Origin of the sequence: Brevibacterium sp. 50QC2O2 (assembly GCF_024580675.1) — a bacterium.
Taxonomy (GTDB): Bacteria; Actinomycetota; Actinomycetes; order Actinomycetales; family Brevibacteriaceae; genus Brevibacterium; species Brevibacterium moorei.
Genome location: NZ_JANIJZ010000002.1, coordinates 24,073 through 39,965 on the forward strand (window position 1 = coordinate 24,073; position 15,893 = coordinate 39,965).

Consider the following 15,893-nt stretch of genomic DNA (forward strand, 5'->3'; position numbering starts at 1 on the left):
AATCGGTCGGAAGGGAATGCGCATGACCGAACATCGGCCTGCAGCCGTCATCGTATTGGCCGCGGGAGCTGGAACCCGCATGAAGTCAGCCACACCCAAGGTGTTGCATCGGATCGGCGGTCGCACGCTGGTCCACCATGCGCTGGCCGCCGCGGCGGGCACGGGGGCGGATCACCTGGTCGCGGTGCTGCGACACGAGCGGGAACTGGTCGCAGGCCATATTGCGCAGTTGGCAGACGAACTGCCCCTGACCGTCGAATTGGCCGAGCAGGGCCGGGTCCCCGGCACCGGTGCCGCCGCTGAATGTGCGCTCGGGGTCCTGCCGGTGGATCTGGCGGGCACCGTGGTCGTGACCTACGGCGATGTGCCCCTGTTGACCTCGGAAACCCTCGACGAACTGGTGGGATTCCACGAGGCCGGTGGCAATGGCGTCACCGTGCTCAGCGCCCAGCTGGGCGATCCGACCGGCTACGGCCGGATCGTGCGCGACGCCTCGGGCGCGCTCGAGCGCATCGTGGAGCAGAAGGACGCCGATGAGGCGACCCGCGCGATCACGGAGATCAACTCGGGCATCTACGCTTTCGATGCCGCGGTGCTGCGCACCTCGCTGGCCAAGGTGTCCACAGAGAACAATCAGCGGGAGAAGTACCTGACCGATGTCATCGAGATCGCCCGTGACGCCGGATCGCCGGTGGCCGCTCTGCCGATCGACGATGTCTGGCAGGTCGAGGGTGCCAACGACCGGGTGCAGTTGGCGGGCCTGGGTGCCGAGCTCAATCGTCGGATCCTCACGCACTGGATGCGCGAGGGCGTGACGGTGGTCGACCCCACCACCACCTGGATCGATGCTGATGTGGAACTCGCCGCAGACGTCACGATTCTGCCGGGCGTGCAGCTGCACGGGGCGACGAGGGTCGATACAGGGGCCGAGATCGGCCCGGACTCCACCCTGACCGACGTCGAGGTGGGCGCCGGCGCCAGTGTGATCCGAACCCACGGGAGCCTGTCGGTGATCGGAGCGGGAGCCAAGGTCGGCCCCTTCGCCTATCTGCGCCCCGGCACCGAACTGGGCGCCGACGGTAAGATCGGGACCTTCGTGGAGACCAAGAACGCCCACATTGGCCGGGCCTCGAAGGTACCCCACCTGACCTACGTCGGGGATGCCACGATCGGCGAGGAGTCGAATATCGGTGCCTCCTCGGTCTTCGTCAACTACGACGGGGTGAACAAGCACCACACCACCGTCGGCTCGCATGTGCGCACCGGTTCGGACACGATGTTCGTGGCCCCGGTGAACGTGGGCGACGGAGCCTATTCCGGTGCCGGGACCGTGATCCGCAAGGACGTTCCCGCCGGCGCGCTGGCCCTGACCTATGGCCCGCAGAAGATCGTCGAAGACTGGGTCATCGAGCATCGCCCGGGAACCCCCGCGGCGGAGGCGGCTGCTGCCGCGAAGAAGAAGTCAGAAGAAGACTAAACAGGGAACACGGGTAGAAGGGGAAGACACGTGAACTCAATCACGACGGCGGGCGAGAAGCGCCTCGTCCTGGTCACGGGACGGGCTAACACCGAACTTGCGGAGCAGGTGGCCGAGAACCTCGGGACGGAACTGTTGCCGACGGATCTGTACAACTTCGCCAACGGCGAGATCTATGTGCGGTTCGGGGAATCGGTGCGCGGTGCGGACGCATTCGTCATGCAGTCGCACTGTGCGCCGATCAACGACTGGGTGATGGAACAGTTGATCATGATCGACGCGCTCAAACGCGCATCGGCCAAGCGGATCACCGTGATCGCGCCGTTCTTCCCCTATGCCAGGCAGGACAAGAAGCACCGCGGCCGCGAGCCCATCTCGGCCCGCCTGCTGGCCGATCTGTTCAAGACCGCCGGCGCCGACCGGGTGATCACCGTGGATTTGCACACTGCGCAGATCCAGGGCTTCTTCGACGGTCCGGTCGACCACCTGGTGGCAATGCCGATCCTGGCCGATTACGTCAAGCAGAAGTACACCGGCGATCTGGCCGTGGTATCCCCGGACGCCGGGCGCATCAAGGTCGCCGAGAACTGGTCTGCGAAGCTGGGCGGTGCCCCGCTGGCCTTCATCCACAAGACGCGTGACATCACGCGGCCGAACCAGACGAAGGCCAACCGGGTCGTCGGCGATGTCGAGGGCCGCACCTGCGTGCTGGTCGACGACATGATCGACACCGGCGGCACGATCGTACAGGCCGCAGAGGCCTGCATGAATGCCGGAGCCACGGGCGTTGTCATCGTCTCCACGCACGCGGTCTTCTCCGGACCCGCTGTGGAGCGCCTGGAGAACTCCGTGGCTCAAGAGGTCATCGTGACCAACACGCTGCCCTTGGAAGACGAGAAGAAGTTCGACAAGCTGACCGTGCTGTCGATCGCCCCGCTGCTGGCCCGCGCCGTGCACGAGGTGTTCGAGGACGGCTCGGTGACGAGCCTGTTCAATATCTGATAACATATTGTCGTTTGCCTCGGCGAGGGAGGCCCGGTTGGGCTCTCCGTTATCGACGCGGTTCTTCGACACGCTCCTGCGGTTCACGCCCGGTCCTGTGTTCGAGCCCCGACGCCCGAGGAATCGAACCGATCAAAGGAGTGAAACATGGCTGATATCAATCTGAGCGCCGAACTGCGCGAGGGCTTCGGCAAGGGCGCTGCCCGCACCCTGCGCCGCGCCGGTCGCGTGCCCGCCGTCGTCTACGGTCACGGCACCGATCCCGTCCACATCTCGGTGGATGCGCACACCACCCGCCTGGCCCTGCGCCACGCGAATGCGCTGTTCGAGCTGGAGATCGCCGGGGGCGAGAACACCCTGGCCATCGCCCGCGAGGTCCAGAAGCACCCGGTGAGCCGCGAACTCGAGCACATCGACTTCGTCATCGTGCGCCGCGGCGAAAAGGTCGAGGTCGACGTTCCGCTGACCCTGGTCGGCGAGGCCGCACCGAGCACCCTGGTCCAGCACGAGGAACTGACCCTGGCGGTGCTGGCAGACGCGACCGCCCTGCCCGAGTCGATTTCGGTCGACATCACCGGCCGCGGAGTCGGTGAGCATGTGTTCGCCAAGGACATCGCGCTGCCCGCCGGCGTCGAGCTGGTGGCCGATCCCGAACTGCTGGTCGTCAACGTCTCCGCCGAGATCAGCGAGGCCCAGCTCGAGGCCGAACTGGGCGAAACCCCCGCGGACGACGAAGCTGCAGAGGAAGAGACACCCGCAGCGGAGTGACCCGGACACCGGTGAACAACCGGTGATGTCCACGGCGGCCGCACACCGCACCTGAGGGTGCGGTGTGCGGCCGCCGTCGTGTTATCGAGGAGAGACGCAATGAGCGATACCTGGCTGATCATCGGGCTGGGCAATCCAGGGGCGCGCTACGCCGGGACGCGGCACAACATCGGGCAGTTGGTGATCGACGAGCTGCTCGAGCGCACCGGCTCCCGCCTGGGATCGACCAAGGCCAGGGCGCAGGCGGCCACGACCCGGCTGCCACTGCCGGCCGGTGGCCCGGGACCCAGGTCGATCCTGGTCAAATCATCGACCTATATGAACGACTCCGGCATCCCGGTAGGGCAACTGGCCCGCTTCAATTCGGTGCCGGCCGATCACGTCGTGGCGATCCATGACGATGTGGACCTGCCCTATGAGTCGATCCGGTTGAAGCTGGGCGGGGGAGAGGGCGGACACAACGGTTTGCGCTCGATCAGCAGCCATTTGGGCACCAAGGACTATCTGCGTGTGCGCGCCGGGGTGGGCCGGCCGCCGGGCCGGATGGACACCGCAGATTACGTGCTGCAGCGTTTCAGCGCAGCGGAGCGGACCACCCTGCCGATCTTCGTCGGGGAGCTGGCCGACGCGGTCGAGGCGCTCGTCTCCGATGGGCTGCAAGCGGCCCAGCAGAGGTTCCACTCGCGCTGACCGTAGGGCGCGGTGGCCCGAGCGGACGGGGCCCGGGAAACCAACTGGTTTCCCGGGCCCCGTCCGCTCGTCGGTGGAGTGCCGCCGTGGTCTCAGACGATCTGACGCAGATTCGTCCTGGCGAGGTCGACGAGTTCATCGCCCTTGCCGCTCATCACGGTGCGGATGGCATAGAGCGCGAAGCCCTTGGCCTGCTCGGCGGTTACGGCCGGGGGCATCGACATCTCCTGGCGCTCGGTGATGACGTCGAGCACAGCGGGACCGTCGTAGGCCAGGAACTCGCGCACCACCTCGGGCAGCTGCGAGGACTTCTCGACACGGAAGCCCTTGATGCCGGTGGCCTCGGCCACCTTGGAGAAATCGGGGTTGGCCAGATCGGTGCCGAAGGTGACGAAGCCGGCCGCCTTCATCTCCAACTCCACGAAGTTCAGCGAGGAGTTGTTGTAGACGACGGTCTTGACGGGCAGCTTGTTCTGCACCAGGGTGATGAGCTCGCCCATCATCATGGCCAGTCCACCATCGCCGGACATGGAGATGATCTGGCGCTTCGGGAACGCCGCCTGTGCACCGATCGCGTGGACCAGGCCATTGGCCATGGAACCGTGGTTGAATGAACCGATCAGCCTGCGCTTGCCGTTCATCGTCAGATAGCGGGCGGCCCAGACCACGGGTGAACCCACATCGGGGATGAACACGGCGTCGTCATCGGCCATCTCATCGATCAGGCGGGTCAGGTACTGCGGGTGGATGGGCCGGGAGTCCCTGGTGGGGGTGGCCAGATCGTCCAGCTTGCCACGGGTCTTGCCGTAGTGCTTGCGCATGGCGTCCAGGTGCTTGGAGTCCTTCTTCTGGCGCACCAGGTCGGTCAGCGCCGCGCAGGTCTCCTTGACTCCGCCGCGCAGCGGGACGTCGACAGGGGTACGCCTGCCCAGGTTCTCCCCGCGGATGTCCACCTGCACGATGGTGGCGTGCTCGGGGTAGAACTGCTGGTACGGGAAGTCCGTGCCCAGCATCAACAGCGTGTCGCAGGCCTGCATCGCGTGGTAGCCGGAGCTGAAGCCCAGCAGGCCGGTCATGCCGACGTCGTATGGGTTGTCGTATTCGACGAACTCCTTGCCGCGCAGTGCATGGACGATGGGGGCCTGGAGCAGGCCCGCCAGCTCCACGAGTTCGTCGTGGGCGCCCTGGGCGCCCGCACCGGCCAGGATGGTGATCTTGCGGCCCTCGTTCAGTGCCCGAGCCGCGGTCTGCAGCTCAGCGGCGGCCGGGACGGTCTGTGAGGCCGTGGGCAGAACCGGTACGACTGGTTTGCCCGCCGATGGCTTGAGCGCGACGTCACCGGGGATGACGAGCACGGCAACGCCGCGGCGCTCGATCGCCTCGCGCATCGCAATGCGCAACAGCCGGGGCATCTGCGCCGGGTTCGAGACCTCTTCGGCGAAGACCGAGCACTCCCGGAACAGCTCGGTGGGGTGCGTTGCCTGGAAGTACTCGCTGCCGATCTCCTCCGAGGGAATGTGGGCGGCGATGGCCAGCACGGGCACCCGCGAACGCTGTGCATCGAACAGGCCGTTGATGAAGTGCAGGTTTCCAGGGCCGCAGGAACCCGCGCATACGCCCAGATTCCCGGTCAGTTCGGCATCGGCGGCCGCGGCGAAGGCGGCGGCCTCCTCGTGCCGGACGTGGACCCAGGAGATGGCGTCGTCGGTGCGCAGGGAATCGGTGAAGCCGTTGAGGGAGTCACCGGGAATGCCGTAGACACGGGTGATACCGGATGCGCGGAGGTGGTCCACGATATCGGAGGCAATTGTCGCCACTGTGCTGATCTCCTCGTTCGGATGGCGGGCCCGTTCGAGCCCGGACGGTCAGGGTCAACGTTACGCCGTCTCCGGCCCTTTGTGGTCCGAATCCGGGGAATCGATCGCTGTGATGTGAACGGTCACATCTCCAGCCCGGACTGTGGTGGCGTCCGCCGGCCGGCTGCCCTGCTCCCTGCCGGCAGTCGGGCGCAGACCAGACCCCCGCATGCCCCGCCCAGATGTCCCTGCCAGGACACTCCGGCGGTGCCGGGGACCAGGCCGGCGAACAGCGAGGCCCCATAGGCTCCGAAGACCAGCAGGGCCACCGCCCACAAGCCGATGCGGCGTGGCCAGTCGGGGGCGTAGAAGCCGGCCAGGAGCAGATAGGCGAAGTACGCGAAGATCAGCCCGGATGCCCCGACGGTGGTGACCCCTGGTGGGTTGAGGATGAAGGCCGCGAGTCCCGAGGCCAGCGCGCCCACTGCCGTGACGATCCAGAACCGGGCGACGCCAGCCGTGGTGACCAAGCAGCCCAGGATCAGGAAGGGCGCGGAGTTGGCCAGCAGATGGGGCCAGTCGGCGTGCAGGAGAGGCGAGGCCACAACGCCCGCCAGGGAGGCGGGGCGCCAGGAGGTCAGCCCCAGGTGCGTGAGGCCGCCTGGCACGAACCATTCGAGGCCGCGAATGACCCACATGAGCACCAGCAGTAGCACGGGGGAGAGGAAACACAGACCGTAGGATCGCATGCCCGCATTCTCCCCGACCGGGCTGAACCGGGCCTGGACGTCGGCTGCCGGGCACGGGTCCACCTTGTAGACTCGGGGGGTGTCTCTTCGCGGTATCTCCTCTGCCCTGTCGGCCCTTCCTGACGTAGCGGCCGCAACCCACGCGCTCGACTCCGATCCGCAAGGCGGTGAGATCGACGCGGTCAAGGGCCTGTGGCCATATCTGATCGCGGCAGCCGGGCGCGCCCATCCGGTCCTGGCGGTGACCGCCACCGGGCGCGAGGCCGAGGAACTGGCCGCGGCCCTGCGGGGGATGTACCCGCCGGAGGAGATCGCGTTCTTCCCCAGCTGGGAGACCCTGCCCCATGAGCGGCTGTCCCCGCGCTCGGATACCGTCGGCCGACGCCTGTCCGTGCTCCGGCGCCTGGCCCATCCGGACGATGGCGGGGCGATCCGCATCACCGTCGCCCCGATCCGCGCGGTCGTCCAACCACTGGTACAGGGACTCGGCGAACTTGCGCCCGTCGAACTGGCCGCCGGCGACACCGCTGACCTGGCCGATCTGGCCGAGCGCCTGTCCGGTCTGGCCTATTCGCGCGTCGACATGGTCTCGCGCCGCGGCGAATACGCGGTGCGCGGTGGCATCCTCGATATCTTCCCGCCAACGGACGACCAGGCCCTGCGCGTGGAGTTCTTCGGCGATGAGGTCGACGAGATCCGGCCGTTCTCCGTGGCCGATCAGCGTTCGCTGCCGGTGGCCGAGGGCGCGGTCTATACCCTGTGGGCCCCGCCGTGCAGGGAGGTGCTGTTGACCCAGGCCGTGCGCGACCGGGCCCGCAGCCTGATTCCCCGGATCCCGGCGGCCGCAGATCTGCTGGAGAAGGTCGCAGATGGGATCGCGGTGGAGGGCATGGAGTCCCTGGCCCCGGTCCTGGCCGATGGGATGGAGCCGCTGCTGGCCCGCATGGCGGGCGACACCAGAGTGGTCGTGACCGATCCGGAGAAGGTTTCCGCGCGCGCCGCGGACCTGGTGGCCACCACCGAGGAGTTCCTGGCCGCCGCCTGGTCGGCCTCGGCAGCGGGCGGGCAGGCCCCCGTCGACCTGTCCGCGGCGAGTTTCAGGACCCTGGCCGAGACCCATGAGGCCGCCGGGGTGCTGGGCCTGCCGTGGTGGAACATGGGCGGATTCGCCAAGGATCTGGAACTGCTGGGGGCCGACGACACCGTTGTCCAGATCGGCGCACGCGAACCCCGCGGCTACGCCGGCGATGTCGAAGCGGTGCTGGCCGATGTCCGGACGCACGTGCACGACGGCTGGAACGTCTACGTGCTCACGGAGGGTCGGGGCCCCGGCGAGCGCCTGGTCGAGGTGTTCAACGAAGCGGATCTGCCCGCCACCCTGGTGACGGATCTGCCCGAACCTGGTACGCCGGGCACGGTGACGGTGACCACGGCGGCTCCCTTCGCCGGTTTCGTCTTCGACGCCGCGGGCCTTGCGGTGCTCACCGAGGCCGAGGTATTGGGCCGGGCCGCTGCCGTGTCCACCCGGGATATGCGGCGGTTGCCTGCGCGGCGCAAGCGCAATCAGGTCGACCCACTGGACCTCAAACCCGGTGACTACGTCGTGCACGAACAGCACGGGGTCGGCCGGTTCGTCGAAATGGTCAAGCGCACGGCCGGGCGCGGCAAGCAGCAGCACACCCGCGAATACCTGGTCATCGAGTACGCGCCGAGCAAGCGCGGACAGCCAGGTGACCGGCTCTATGTGCCCTCCGATGCGCTCGACCAGGTCACCAAGTACGTCGGCGGCGACGCCCCGACCCTGAACAAGATGGGCGGCTCCGACTGGTCGAAGACGAAGTCCAGGGCGCGCAAGGCGGTCAGGGAGATCGCCGGCGAGTTGGTGCGTCTGTATTCGGTGCGCCGGGCCACCAAGGGCCACGCCTTCGCCCCCGACACCCCGTGGCAGCACGAGCTCGAGGACGCCTTCGCCTACAACGAGACCCCGGACCAGTTGACGACCATCGACGAGGTCAAGGCCGATATGGAATCGCAGGTGCCGATGGACCGGCTGGTCTGCGGCGATGTGGGCTACGGCAAGACCGAGGTTGCGATCCGTGCCGCGTTCAAGGCAGTGCAGGACGGCAAACAGGTGGCGGTGCTGGTGCCGACCACCCTGTTGGTCCAGCAACACTACGACACCTTCTCCGAGCGCTATGCGGGCTTCCCCGTGACGGTGGGGCGTCTGTCGCGCTTCCAGAGCACGGCCGAGTCCAAACAGGTCAAGGAGGACTTGGCCGCCGGCAGGCTGGACGTCGTGATCGGCACCCACCGGCTGCTCTCCGGGGAGATGAAGTTCAAGGACCTGGGGCTGGTCATCGTCGACGAGGAACAGCGTTTCGGCGTGGAACACAAGGAGACGCTCAAGGCGATGCGGCTGGACGTCGATGTGCTGTCCATGTCCGCCACCCCGATCCCGCGCACCCTGGAGATGGCGGTCACCGGGATCAGGGAGATGTCCACACTGGCCACGCCCCCGGAGGAGCGCCACCCGGTGCTGACCTATGTGGGCCGCTACGAGGACAAACAGGTGCGCGCCGCGATCCGCAGGGAGATGCTGCGCGAGGGCCAGGTGTTCTTCATCCACAACCGGGTCCAGGACATCGAACGGGTCGCCGGGCACCTGGCCGAACTCGTGCCGGAGGCGCGAATCGCCGTGGCACACGGGAAGATGAGCGAGTCCCGCCTCGAACAGGTGATGGTGGACTTCTGGGAGAAGCGCTACGACGTGTTGGTGTGTACGACGATCGTGGAGACCGGTATGGACATCTCCAATGCCAATACCCTCATCATCGACCACGCCGATCGCCTGGGTCTGAGCCAGCTGCACCAGTTGCGCGGGCGGGTGGGTCGCGGGCGCGAACGCGCCTACGCCTACTTCCTCTATCCGAACGACCTGCAGCTGAGCGAGACCGCCCACGACCGGCTGGCCACCCTGGCCGCCCACACCGAGCTGGGCGCGGGCATGCAGATCGCGATGAAGGATCTCGAGATCCGCGGGGCCGGCAACCTGCTGGGCGGCCAGCAGTCGGGCCAGATCGAGGGCGTGGGCTTCGACCTGTACGTGCGCATGGTGGGCGAGGCGGTCGCCAACCTCAAGGACGAAACGGTCGAGGAGGCCCCGGAGATGCGGGTCGAACTCCCCATCGACGCACACCTGCCGCAAGATTACGTCGACCACGAACGCCTGCGCCTGGAGGCCTACCGGAAACTGGCCGGGGCCACCAGCGAGGCCGACATCCAGGACGTGCTGGCCGAACTCACCGACCGTTATGGGCCCTATCCCGAGGCCGTGGCGGTGCTGGCCGATATCGCCCGACTGCGCATCCGCGCCAGGGCCTCGGGCGTCAACGAGATCGTGGCACAGGGCAATTTCATCCGCTTCGGGCCGGTCGAGCTGCTCGACAGTCAGTTGGTGCGCCTCAAACGGCTCTACCCCAAGACGCTGATCAAGCCGGCGATCCGCTCGGTGTTGGTGCCCAAACCGCAGGCCGGCAGTGGCTTCGACAAGTCGGACCTGGTCGACGGGCCGCTCATCACCTGGTGCATGTCGTTCCTCGACGCGATTCTGCCGGTCGAGGCCGCGGAAGCGGCCTCGTGAGGGGGCCGCAGACGGGGACCCCCGGCGAGGAACCGACGGCGCCCGGAGCGGAACCCGCCGGTGAAGTCCGCTGGGAGCGCCCGGATACGGGGGCTCTGGACCTGGCCGGCGTGATGGCCTACCTGCGGGCCCGCTGCCCGTGGGCCGCGGCGCACACCCACGCCAGCCTGCAGCGCTACCTGTTGGAGGAGGCCTATGAACTCCTGGCGGCCCTCGATGGCGGAGACGCAGAGGAGATCGAGGGCGAACTGGGCGACGTGCTCTATCAGGTGATCTTCCACGCAGCCCTGCTCGACGAGTCCCGCGGGCTGGCGCAGGGGGAGACCCTGCACCGGGTGGCCGGGCGGCTCAAGGGCAAGCTGATCCGCCGTCATCCGCACGTCTTCGACTCCGATGGGCCCGTCGAATTGGCCGAGGTCGAACGCCGGTACGAGGCGATCAAGGCACAGGAGCGGGCCGAACGCGCTGCGGCCACGGGCGGCACCGCGGATACCGGAGCCGAGGCGGGCGGCCGGGGTACTGCGCTCGCGGACTCCTTCGCCTCGGTCCCGGTCAGCCTGCCGGCGCTGACCCGGGCGCAGGCCGTGCTCGACCGCTGCCAGCGGCTGTCCGTGCCGGCAGTCGATCCGGGAACGTCACCCACCGGTGCACCGGCGGCATCCGCGGTAGCGCCGCCACCGGGCACGGGGGATACGCCGGAGGACTTCGGCGCCGAGCTCTTCGCCCTGGTGCGTCGCGCAGGAGCAGCAGGAGTAGATGCAGAGGCCGCGCTGCGCGCCCACACCGCACGCGTCGAGGCCGCCAGCGTCGCCGGGGCGGGCCCGGTGGGCGAGGGAGCGGGCGGGAACGGGGCCGGCGTGCACTAGAGTTGGTGGTGCACGTGCCCGTGCGTGCCACTCCTGGTAGCGGACGGGAAGTATCCTCACACACTTTGGAGCATTCATGGCAGAGATTATTGCGGCCAATGCACGCGAGATCCTCGATTCCCGTGGCAACCCGACCGTTGAGGTCGAGGTCCTGCTGGAAGACGGCGCGATCGGTTCGGCCGGTGTCCCCTCCGGCGCCTCGACCGGCGAATGGGAGGCCTTCGAGCTGCGCGACGGCGATGCACAGCGCTATAACGGCAAGGGCGTGCAGAACGCCGTGGTCTCCGTGCTCGACGAGCTCAACGATGCGATTGCCGGACTCGAAGCCGATGAGCAGCGGATCCTCGACCAGACCATGATCGATCTGGACGGCACGGAGAACAAGAAGCGCCTGGGCGCCAACGCGATCCTGGGCGTGTCCCTGGCGGTGGCCCGTGCCCAGGCCGCCTCCGTGGACCTGCCGCTGTTCCGCTACCTGGGCGGGCCCAATGCCCACGTGCTGCCGGTGCCGATGATGAACATCCTCAACGGCGGTTCGCACGCGGACTCGAATGTCGACATCCAGGAGTTCATGATTGCCCCGATCGGCGCGGCGAACTTCCGCCAGGCCCTGCAGTGGGGCGCCGAGGTCTACCACGCGCTGAAGTCCGTGCTCAAGGCCCGCGGTCTTTCGACAGGGCTGGGCGATGAGGGCGGCTTCGCGCCGAACCTCGAATCCAATGCCGCGGCCCTGGACCTCATCATCGATGCGATCCGTGAGGCCGGCCTGACCCCGGGTCAGGACATCGCCCTGGCCCTGGATGTGGCCTCGAGCGAGTTCTACTCCGATGGCTCCTACACCTTCGAAGGCGAGCAGAAGTCCGCCGAGGAGATGGCCGCCTACTATGAGTCGCTGCTGGAGACCTACCCGCTGGTGTCCATCGAGGACCCGCTGGACGAGAACGACTGGGCCGGCTGGGCCCATCTGACCGAGAGGATCGGGTCCCGCGTGCAGATCGTCGGCGACGATCTGTTCGTGACGAATCCGGAGCGTCTGCAGCGCGGGATCGATGAGGGTGCGGCGAATGCCCTGCTGGTCAAGGTCAACCAGATCGGCACGCTGACCGAATCGCTGGACGCAGTGGAACTGGCCCAGCGCAATGGCTACCGCTGCATGATCTCGCACCGCTCGGGCGAGACCGAGGACACGACGATCGCGGACCTGGCAGTGGCGACCAACGCCGGCCAGATCAAGACCGGTGCGCCGGCCCGCTCGGAGCGTGTGGCCAAGTACAACCGGCTGCTGGTCATCGAGGAACTGCTCGGCGACGCCGCCCGCTACGCCGGCCGCGGGGCATTCCCGCGCTTTGCGCAGGACTGACAACGGCGTCGCGCTGTACGGCTGACACACCGGTGGAAATCCGCCACTGGTAGGGGAGGGGAAGGCAGACTTGAAGGGTCGTGCCTTCCCTTCCCCTATGCACGAGATCCGAGGTGGCCATGGCGGCGAGCAGAAAGCGCGGTCCTAGAAACTCCGCGGCCACGCGCAGACGCAGGTCCCGGTTGCCCGGTGTGCGCGCCGGCGGCCGGGCCACCTCGCGAGACGATCGGCGGCGCATCAGCCTGCGGCGGCTGATGATCATCGCCGCGCTGGCGCTGGTGCTGGTGATGTTCGTGCCGACGGTGAATTCCGGGATCAGACAGTGGCAGCGGATCGGATCGCTGGAGAGCCAGAACTCCGCGCTCGAATCGGAGATCACGGATCTGCAGGGCAAACAGGCTAAACTGAAGGATCCTGTTTACCTGGCCGGCCTGGCCCGTCAGGAACAGCAGTACGTGAAGAAGGGTGAGACCGTTTACATCGTCATCGACGAGGACGGCACATCAACGGGCGAACAGACGATCGCCCAGGCAGACAGACAGGCAAACAAGGGCGATAGCGGCCGGCCGTGGTACGTCGAACTCCTCGACTCCCTCAAGGCCGTCGGAACCGCCACGCAGGAGCAGTAGATGATCACACCGGCCACGCAGGCAGACCTCGACGTCGTCCACGAACAGTTGGGGCGCATCCCCCGCGGGGTCGTCGGCATCGCAGCGAGGGCCCTCGATGGCACCCCGCTGGTCGTGGCCACCGCGCCCCGTCTGCCGGATGGCACGCCGTTTCCCACCTCCTTCTATCTGAGCCATCCCGCATACGTCGCCGAGGCCTCGCGCCTGGAGGCCGCCGGCACCATGGCCGAATGGACGCGGGAACTGGGCGAGGACGCGGACCTGGCGGCCGCCTACGCCAACGCCCACCGGGACTATCTGGACCGCCGAGCGGCACTGGGCCGCCTGGCCGGGACCGATGACGTGCCGGAGATCAAGGACTTCTCCGCCGGCGGCATGCCGGTGCGGGTCAAATGCCTGCACGCCCTGGTCGGCCACGCCCTGGCGGCGGGCGCCGGGGTCAACCCGATCGGCGACCGCGCGATCTCGCTCATGACCGGAGTACCGGCGCCGGCCCAGGCCTCGGCGACGGGAGCAGCGGTACCGGACCCAACAGTGGCGGCCCCCGCATCGGATGATGATGCACGGGCCGAGGCGGCGAGTAGTGCCGTGCGGGTGGCCGCGATCGACTGCGGCACGAACTCGATCCGCCTGCTCATCGCCGACATCGCCGCCGGCCGGCTGAGCGATGTGGTCCGTGAGATGCGAATCGTGCGCCTGGGCCAGGGTGTCGACCGCACCGGCGCATTCGCCCCCGAGGCGCTCGAGCGGACCTTCGCGGCCTGTGAGGAGTACGCGCGGCTGATCGCCGACCACGGGGCGCAGCGCGTCCGCTTCGTTGCCACTTCGGCCAGCCGGGATGCGGCCAATCGTGAGGAGTTCTTCGCCGGCGTCCGGGAGCGCCTGGGAGTCGATCCCGAGGTCATCACCGGCGTGGAGGAGGCGGGACTGTCGTTCCTGGGTGCCACCGCGACCCTGGGCACCGGCCAGGACGCCCCGGCGGCTCCCTATCTGGTGATGGACCTGGGCGGGGGGTCGACCGAACTGGTCACGGGCACCCGGGAGGTGGACGCGGCCTTCAGCATGGACATCGGCTGCGTGCGTTTGACCGAACGCCTCCTGCGCTCGGACCCGCCGAGCGCTGCAGAGGTGGAGGCCGCGCAGGCCGCGGTGGACGCCTGGTACGACCGGGCCCTGGAAACCGTCGACGTCTCGGGTACCCGCACGATTGTCGGCGTCGCCGGCACCGTGACGACGGTGGCAGCCGCAGTCCTCGGGTTAGAGGCCTACGATCGTGCCGCCATCCACGGTGCCCGCTTGGACCTGGACGACACCGTGGCCACCTGCGCCGAACTCACGGCCATGCCGCGGGCGCAGCGTGCCGGACTGGGCTTCATGCACCCCGGCCGGGTCGACGTGATCGGGGCCGGAGCCCTGATCTTCTCCCGCCTGCTCCAGCGGATCAGTGCCCAGGTACTGGCCGCTACCGGCAGTGCGCCGGTCGTCATGGCCAGCGAGGCCGATATCCTCGACGGCACGGCCCTGCGGCTGGGACAGGACTGAGCATGCGCCCGGCAGCGGGATTGTTCGCGGTCTGCGCGCTGCTGGCCGGTTGCCTGGTTCCGGGTGCGGCACTGGCCGCACCCACGGCGGGCCCGGGGCAGTGGTACATCTCCGACTACGGGATTGACAGGGCATGGAAGACCAGCACCGGCAAGGGTGTGAAGGTCGCTGTGATCGACTCCGGGATCAAGGATTCCCACGAGGATCTGCACGATACGGTGGTCGCGGCCAAGGACTTCTCCGGATCCGGCAAGGACGGCCGCACACCGGTGGGGCCGGAGGAGACGATCAAGCACGGCACCGCGGTCGCCGGGGTGATCGCCGGCCAGGGCGTTGGAGAGGGTCCGCGCGGCGTGGCCCCGGACGCCGAACTGCTCTCGGCCTCGATGTGGCTGGGCTCAGGCGCCCCCGATGGTTCCTCCGATTCACGGACCCAGGCCGCACAGGCGGTGCGCTGGGCGGTTGACAAGGGGGCACGGGTCATCAACATGTCCCTGGGCTGGGACGATCCGGCCTGGCCCGAGTCCTGGGACGAGGCCTTCGGCTACGCCTACAGCAAGGACGTCCTCGTCGTCGCCTGCGTCGGCAACCGATCCCAGGGCGCCAGGCGGGCATGGTCGCCGGCGACGGTGCCCGGGGTGATCGGCGTCGGCGGCCTGGGCCGGGACGGTCGCGTCGATCAGGCATCCTCTGCTCCGGGCACCTCGGTGGATCTGATGGGTCCGGCCCAGGCGATCCCGGTGCCGTTCTACCAGGGAGGTTATGCGGAGGCCGAGGGCTGCTCCTTCGCGGCCCCCGTGGTCGCGGGGGTTGCGGCACTCATCCGCAGCGCCCATCCCGACTACTCAGCGGACCAGGTCTCCGACGTGCTGCTGCATTCGGCCGCCCCGGTCAAGGGTCACAAGGGCAGGGGCACCGCCGCACAGCCGGACCCGACGGTGGGTTTCGGACGCCTGGACCCGCTGGCGGCTCTTGCGGCTTCGCCGGCCGAGCATCCGCGCTCGGCTGCTGAGGAACTGGCCGCCTGGAAGACCATGCACCGGCGGGCCGATACGGCGCCGCAGAACACGGCGGGCGCCTCGGCCCCGGCCACCAAAGCGGCCGCTACCGACACCCCGGCGCAGGCCCAGCAGGGTCGTCCGCGGGCAGTGCTGGGACCCGTCGTCCTGGCAAGCGGGATCATCGCCGCGCTGGTCTGCGCGTGCCTCGGGCTGATCCGGGTGCGCCGCGGGAGTGGTGCAGGTGCCGGGCAAAGCGCACGGATGGCAGCCGAACAGGGCGGAATCGGGGCGGGATCACCGTGTGGTCGACCCGGCGACGGACCGGCGGATTCTCGGACGTCCGAAGAATTGTGAGCTTGGAGACGACCCCGCC

The 15,893-nt window shown here is 68.3% G+C and carries 12 protein-coding genes; 10 read left to right on the forward strand and 2 right to left on the reverse strand.

Annotated features, from left to right (window positions below; translation table 11 throughout):
- Positions 1-22 precede the first annotated feature (22 nt).
- The 4 genes from glmU to pth all read left to right on the forward strand — a co-directional run bounded on the left by glmU (position 23) and on the right by pth (position 3,937).
- Complete coding sequence (gene glmU, locus NQ038_RS01585) at positions 23-1,477, forward strand: bifunctional UDP-N-acetylglucosamine diphosphorylase/glucosamine-1-phosphate N-acetyltransferase GlmU (protein WP_257061659.1); 1,455 nt, start codon at positions 23-25, stop codon at positions 1,475-1,477.
- 30 nt (positions 1,478-1,507) lie between these two features.
- Positions 1,508-2,479, forward strand: a complete 972-nt coding sequence (locus NQ038_RS01590; RefSeq protein WP_257049843.1) for a ribose-phosphate diphosphokinase — start codon at positions 1,508-1,510, stop codon at positions 2,477-2,479.
- A gap of 147 nt (positions 2,480-2,626) precedes the next feature.
- Positions 2,627-3,247 (forward strand): 50S ribosomal protein L25/general stress protein Ctc, encoded by a 621-nt coding sequence (locus NQ038_RS01595; protein ID WP_257049842.1) that lies wholly within the window; start codon positions 2,627-2,629, stop codon positions 3,245-3,247.
- A 99-nt stretch (positions 3,248-3,346) separates the two neighbouring features.
- Positions 3,347-3,937, forward strand: a complete 591-nt coding sequence (gene pth / locus NQ038_RS01600) for an aminoacyl-tRNA hydrolase (protein ID WP_257061660.1) — start codon at positions 3,347-3,349, stop codon at positions 3,935-3,937.
- A gap of 92 nt (positions 3,938-4,029) precedes the next feature.
- Here pth and poxB read toward each other — a convergent pair whose 3' ends face one another.
- Entirely contained in the window at positions 4,030-5,754 is a 1,725-nt protein-coding gene (gene poxB, locus NQ038_RS01605; RefSeq protein ID WP_257061662.1) for a ubiquinone-dependent pyruvate dehydrogenase, read from the reverse strand.
- A 122-nt stretch (positions 5,755-5,876) separates the two neighbouring features.
- Complete coding sequence (locus NQ038_RS01610) at positions 5,877-6,482, reverse strand: rhomboid family intramembrane serine protease (protein WP_257061663.1); 606 nt, start codon at positions 6,480-6,482, stop codon at positions 5,877-5,879.
- A gap of 79 nt (positions 6,483-6,561) precedes the next feature.
- Here NQ038_RS01610 and mfd point away from each other — a divergent pair, with 79 nt between their 5' ends.
- From mfd to NQ038_RS01640, 6 genes are all read left to right on the forward strand, one after another.
- A complete protein-coding gene (gene mfd / locus NQ038_RS01615; protein WP_257061665.1) occupies positions 6,562-10,122 on the forward strand; it encodes a transcription-repair coupling factor in 3,561 nt (1,186 codons plus the stop codon).
- Complete coding sequence (locus tag NQ038_RS01620; RefSeq protein WP_257061666.1) at positions 10,119-10,988, forward strand: MazG nucleotide pyrophosphohydrolase domain-containing protein; 870 nt, start codon at positions 10,119-10,121, stop codon at positions 10,986-10,988. Before mfd ends, NQ038_RS01620 begins: the two co-directional genes overlap by 4 nt.
- A gap of 76 nt (positions 10,989-11,064) precedes the next feature.
- A complete protein-coding gene (eno, locus tag NQ038_RS01625; RefSeq protein WP_257061668.1) occupies positions 11,065-12,348 on the forward strand; it encodes a phosphopyruvate hydratase in 1,284 nt (427 codons plus the stop codon).
- Positions 12,349-12,467: 119 nt separating this feature from the next.
- On the forward strand, positions 12,468-12,977 hold the full coding sequence (locus NQ038_RS01630; RefSeq protein WP_257049773.1) for a septum formation initiator family protein: 510 nt from the start codon (positions 12,468-12,470) through the stop codon (positions 12,975-12,977).
- Positions 12,978-14,519, forward strand: coding sequence for a DUF501 domain-containing protein (locus NQ038_RS01635; RefSeq protein ID WP_257061669.1), 1,542 nt, complete (start codon positions 12,978-12,980; stop codon positions 14,517-14,519). It begins immediately after the preceding gene.
- A 2-nt stretch (positions 14,520-14,521) separates the two neighbouring features.
- Positions 14,522-15,874, forward strand: a complete 1,353-nt coding sequence (locus tag NQ038_RS01640) for a S8 family serine peptidase (protein ID WP_257061672.1) — start codon at positions 14,522-14,524, stop codon at positions 15,872-15,874.
- Positions 15,875-15,893 lie beyond the last annotated feature (19 nt).

Excerpts from the sequence above, each read along its gene's own strand:
- eno (WP_257061668.1), top strand. The coding sequence starts at position 11,065 with ATGGCAGAGATTATTGCGGCCAATGCACGCGAGATCCTCGATTCCCGT.
- NQ038_RS01630 (WP_257049773.1), top strand. The coding sequence starts at position 12,468 with ATGGCGGCGAGCAGAAAGCGCGGTCCTAGAAACTCCGCGGCCACGCGC.
- glmU (WP_257061659.1), top strand. The coding sequence starts at position 23 with ATGACCGAACATCGGCCTGCAGCCGTCATCGTATTGGCCGCGGGAGCT.
- NQ038_RS01635 (WP_257061669.1), top strand. The coding sequence starts at position 12,978 with ATGATCACACCGGCCACGCAGGCAGACCTCGACGTCGTCCACGAACAG.
- NQ038_RS01640 (WP_257061672.1), top strand. The coding sequence starts at position 14,522 with ATGCGCCCGGCAGCGGGATTGTTCGCGGTCTGCGCGCTGCTGGCCGGT.
- NQ038_RS01610 (WP_257061663.1), bottom strand. The coding sequence starts at position 6,482 with ATGCGATCCTACGGTCTGTGTTTCCTCTCCCCCGTGCTACTGCTGGTG.
- pth (WP_257061660.1), top strand. The coding sequence starts at position 3,347 with ATGAGCGATACCTGGCTGATCATCGGGCTGGGCAATCCAGGGGCGCGC.
- NQ038_RS01595 (WP_257049842.1), top strand. The coding sequence starts at position 2,627 with ATGGCTGATATCAATCTGAGCGCCGAACTGCGCGAGGGCTTCGGCAAG.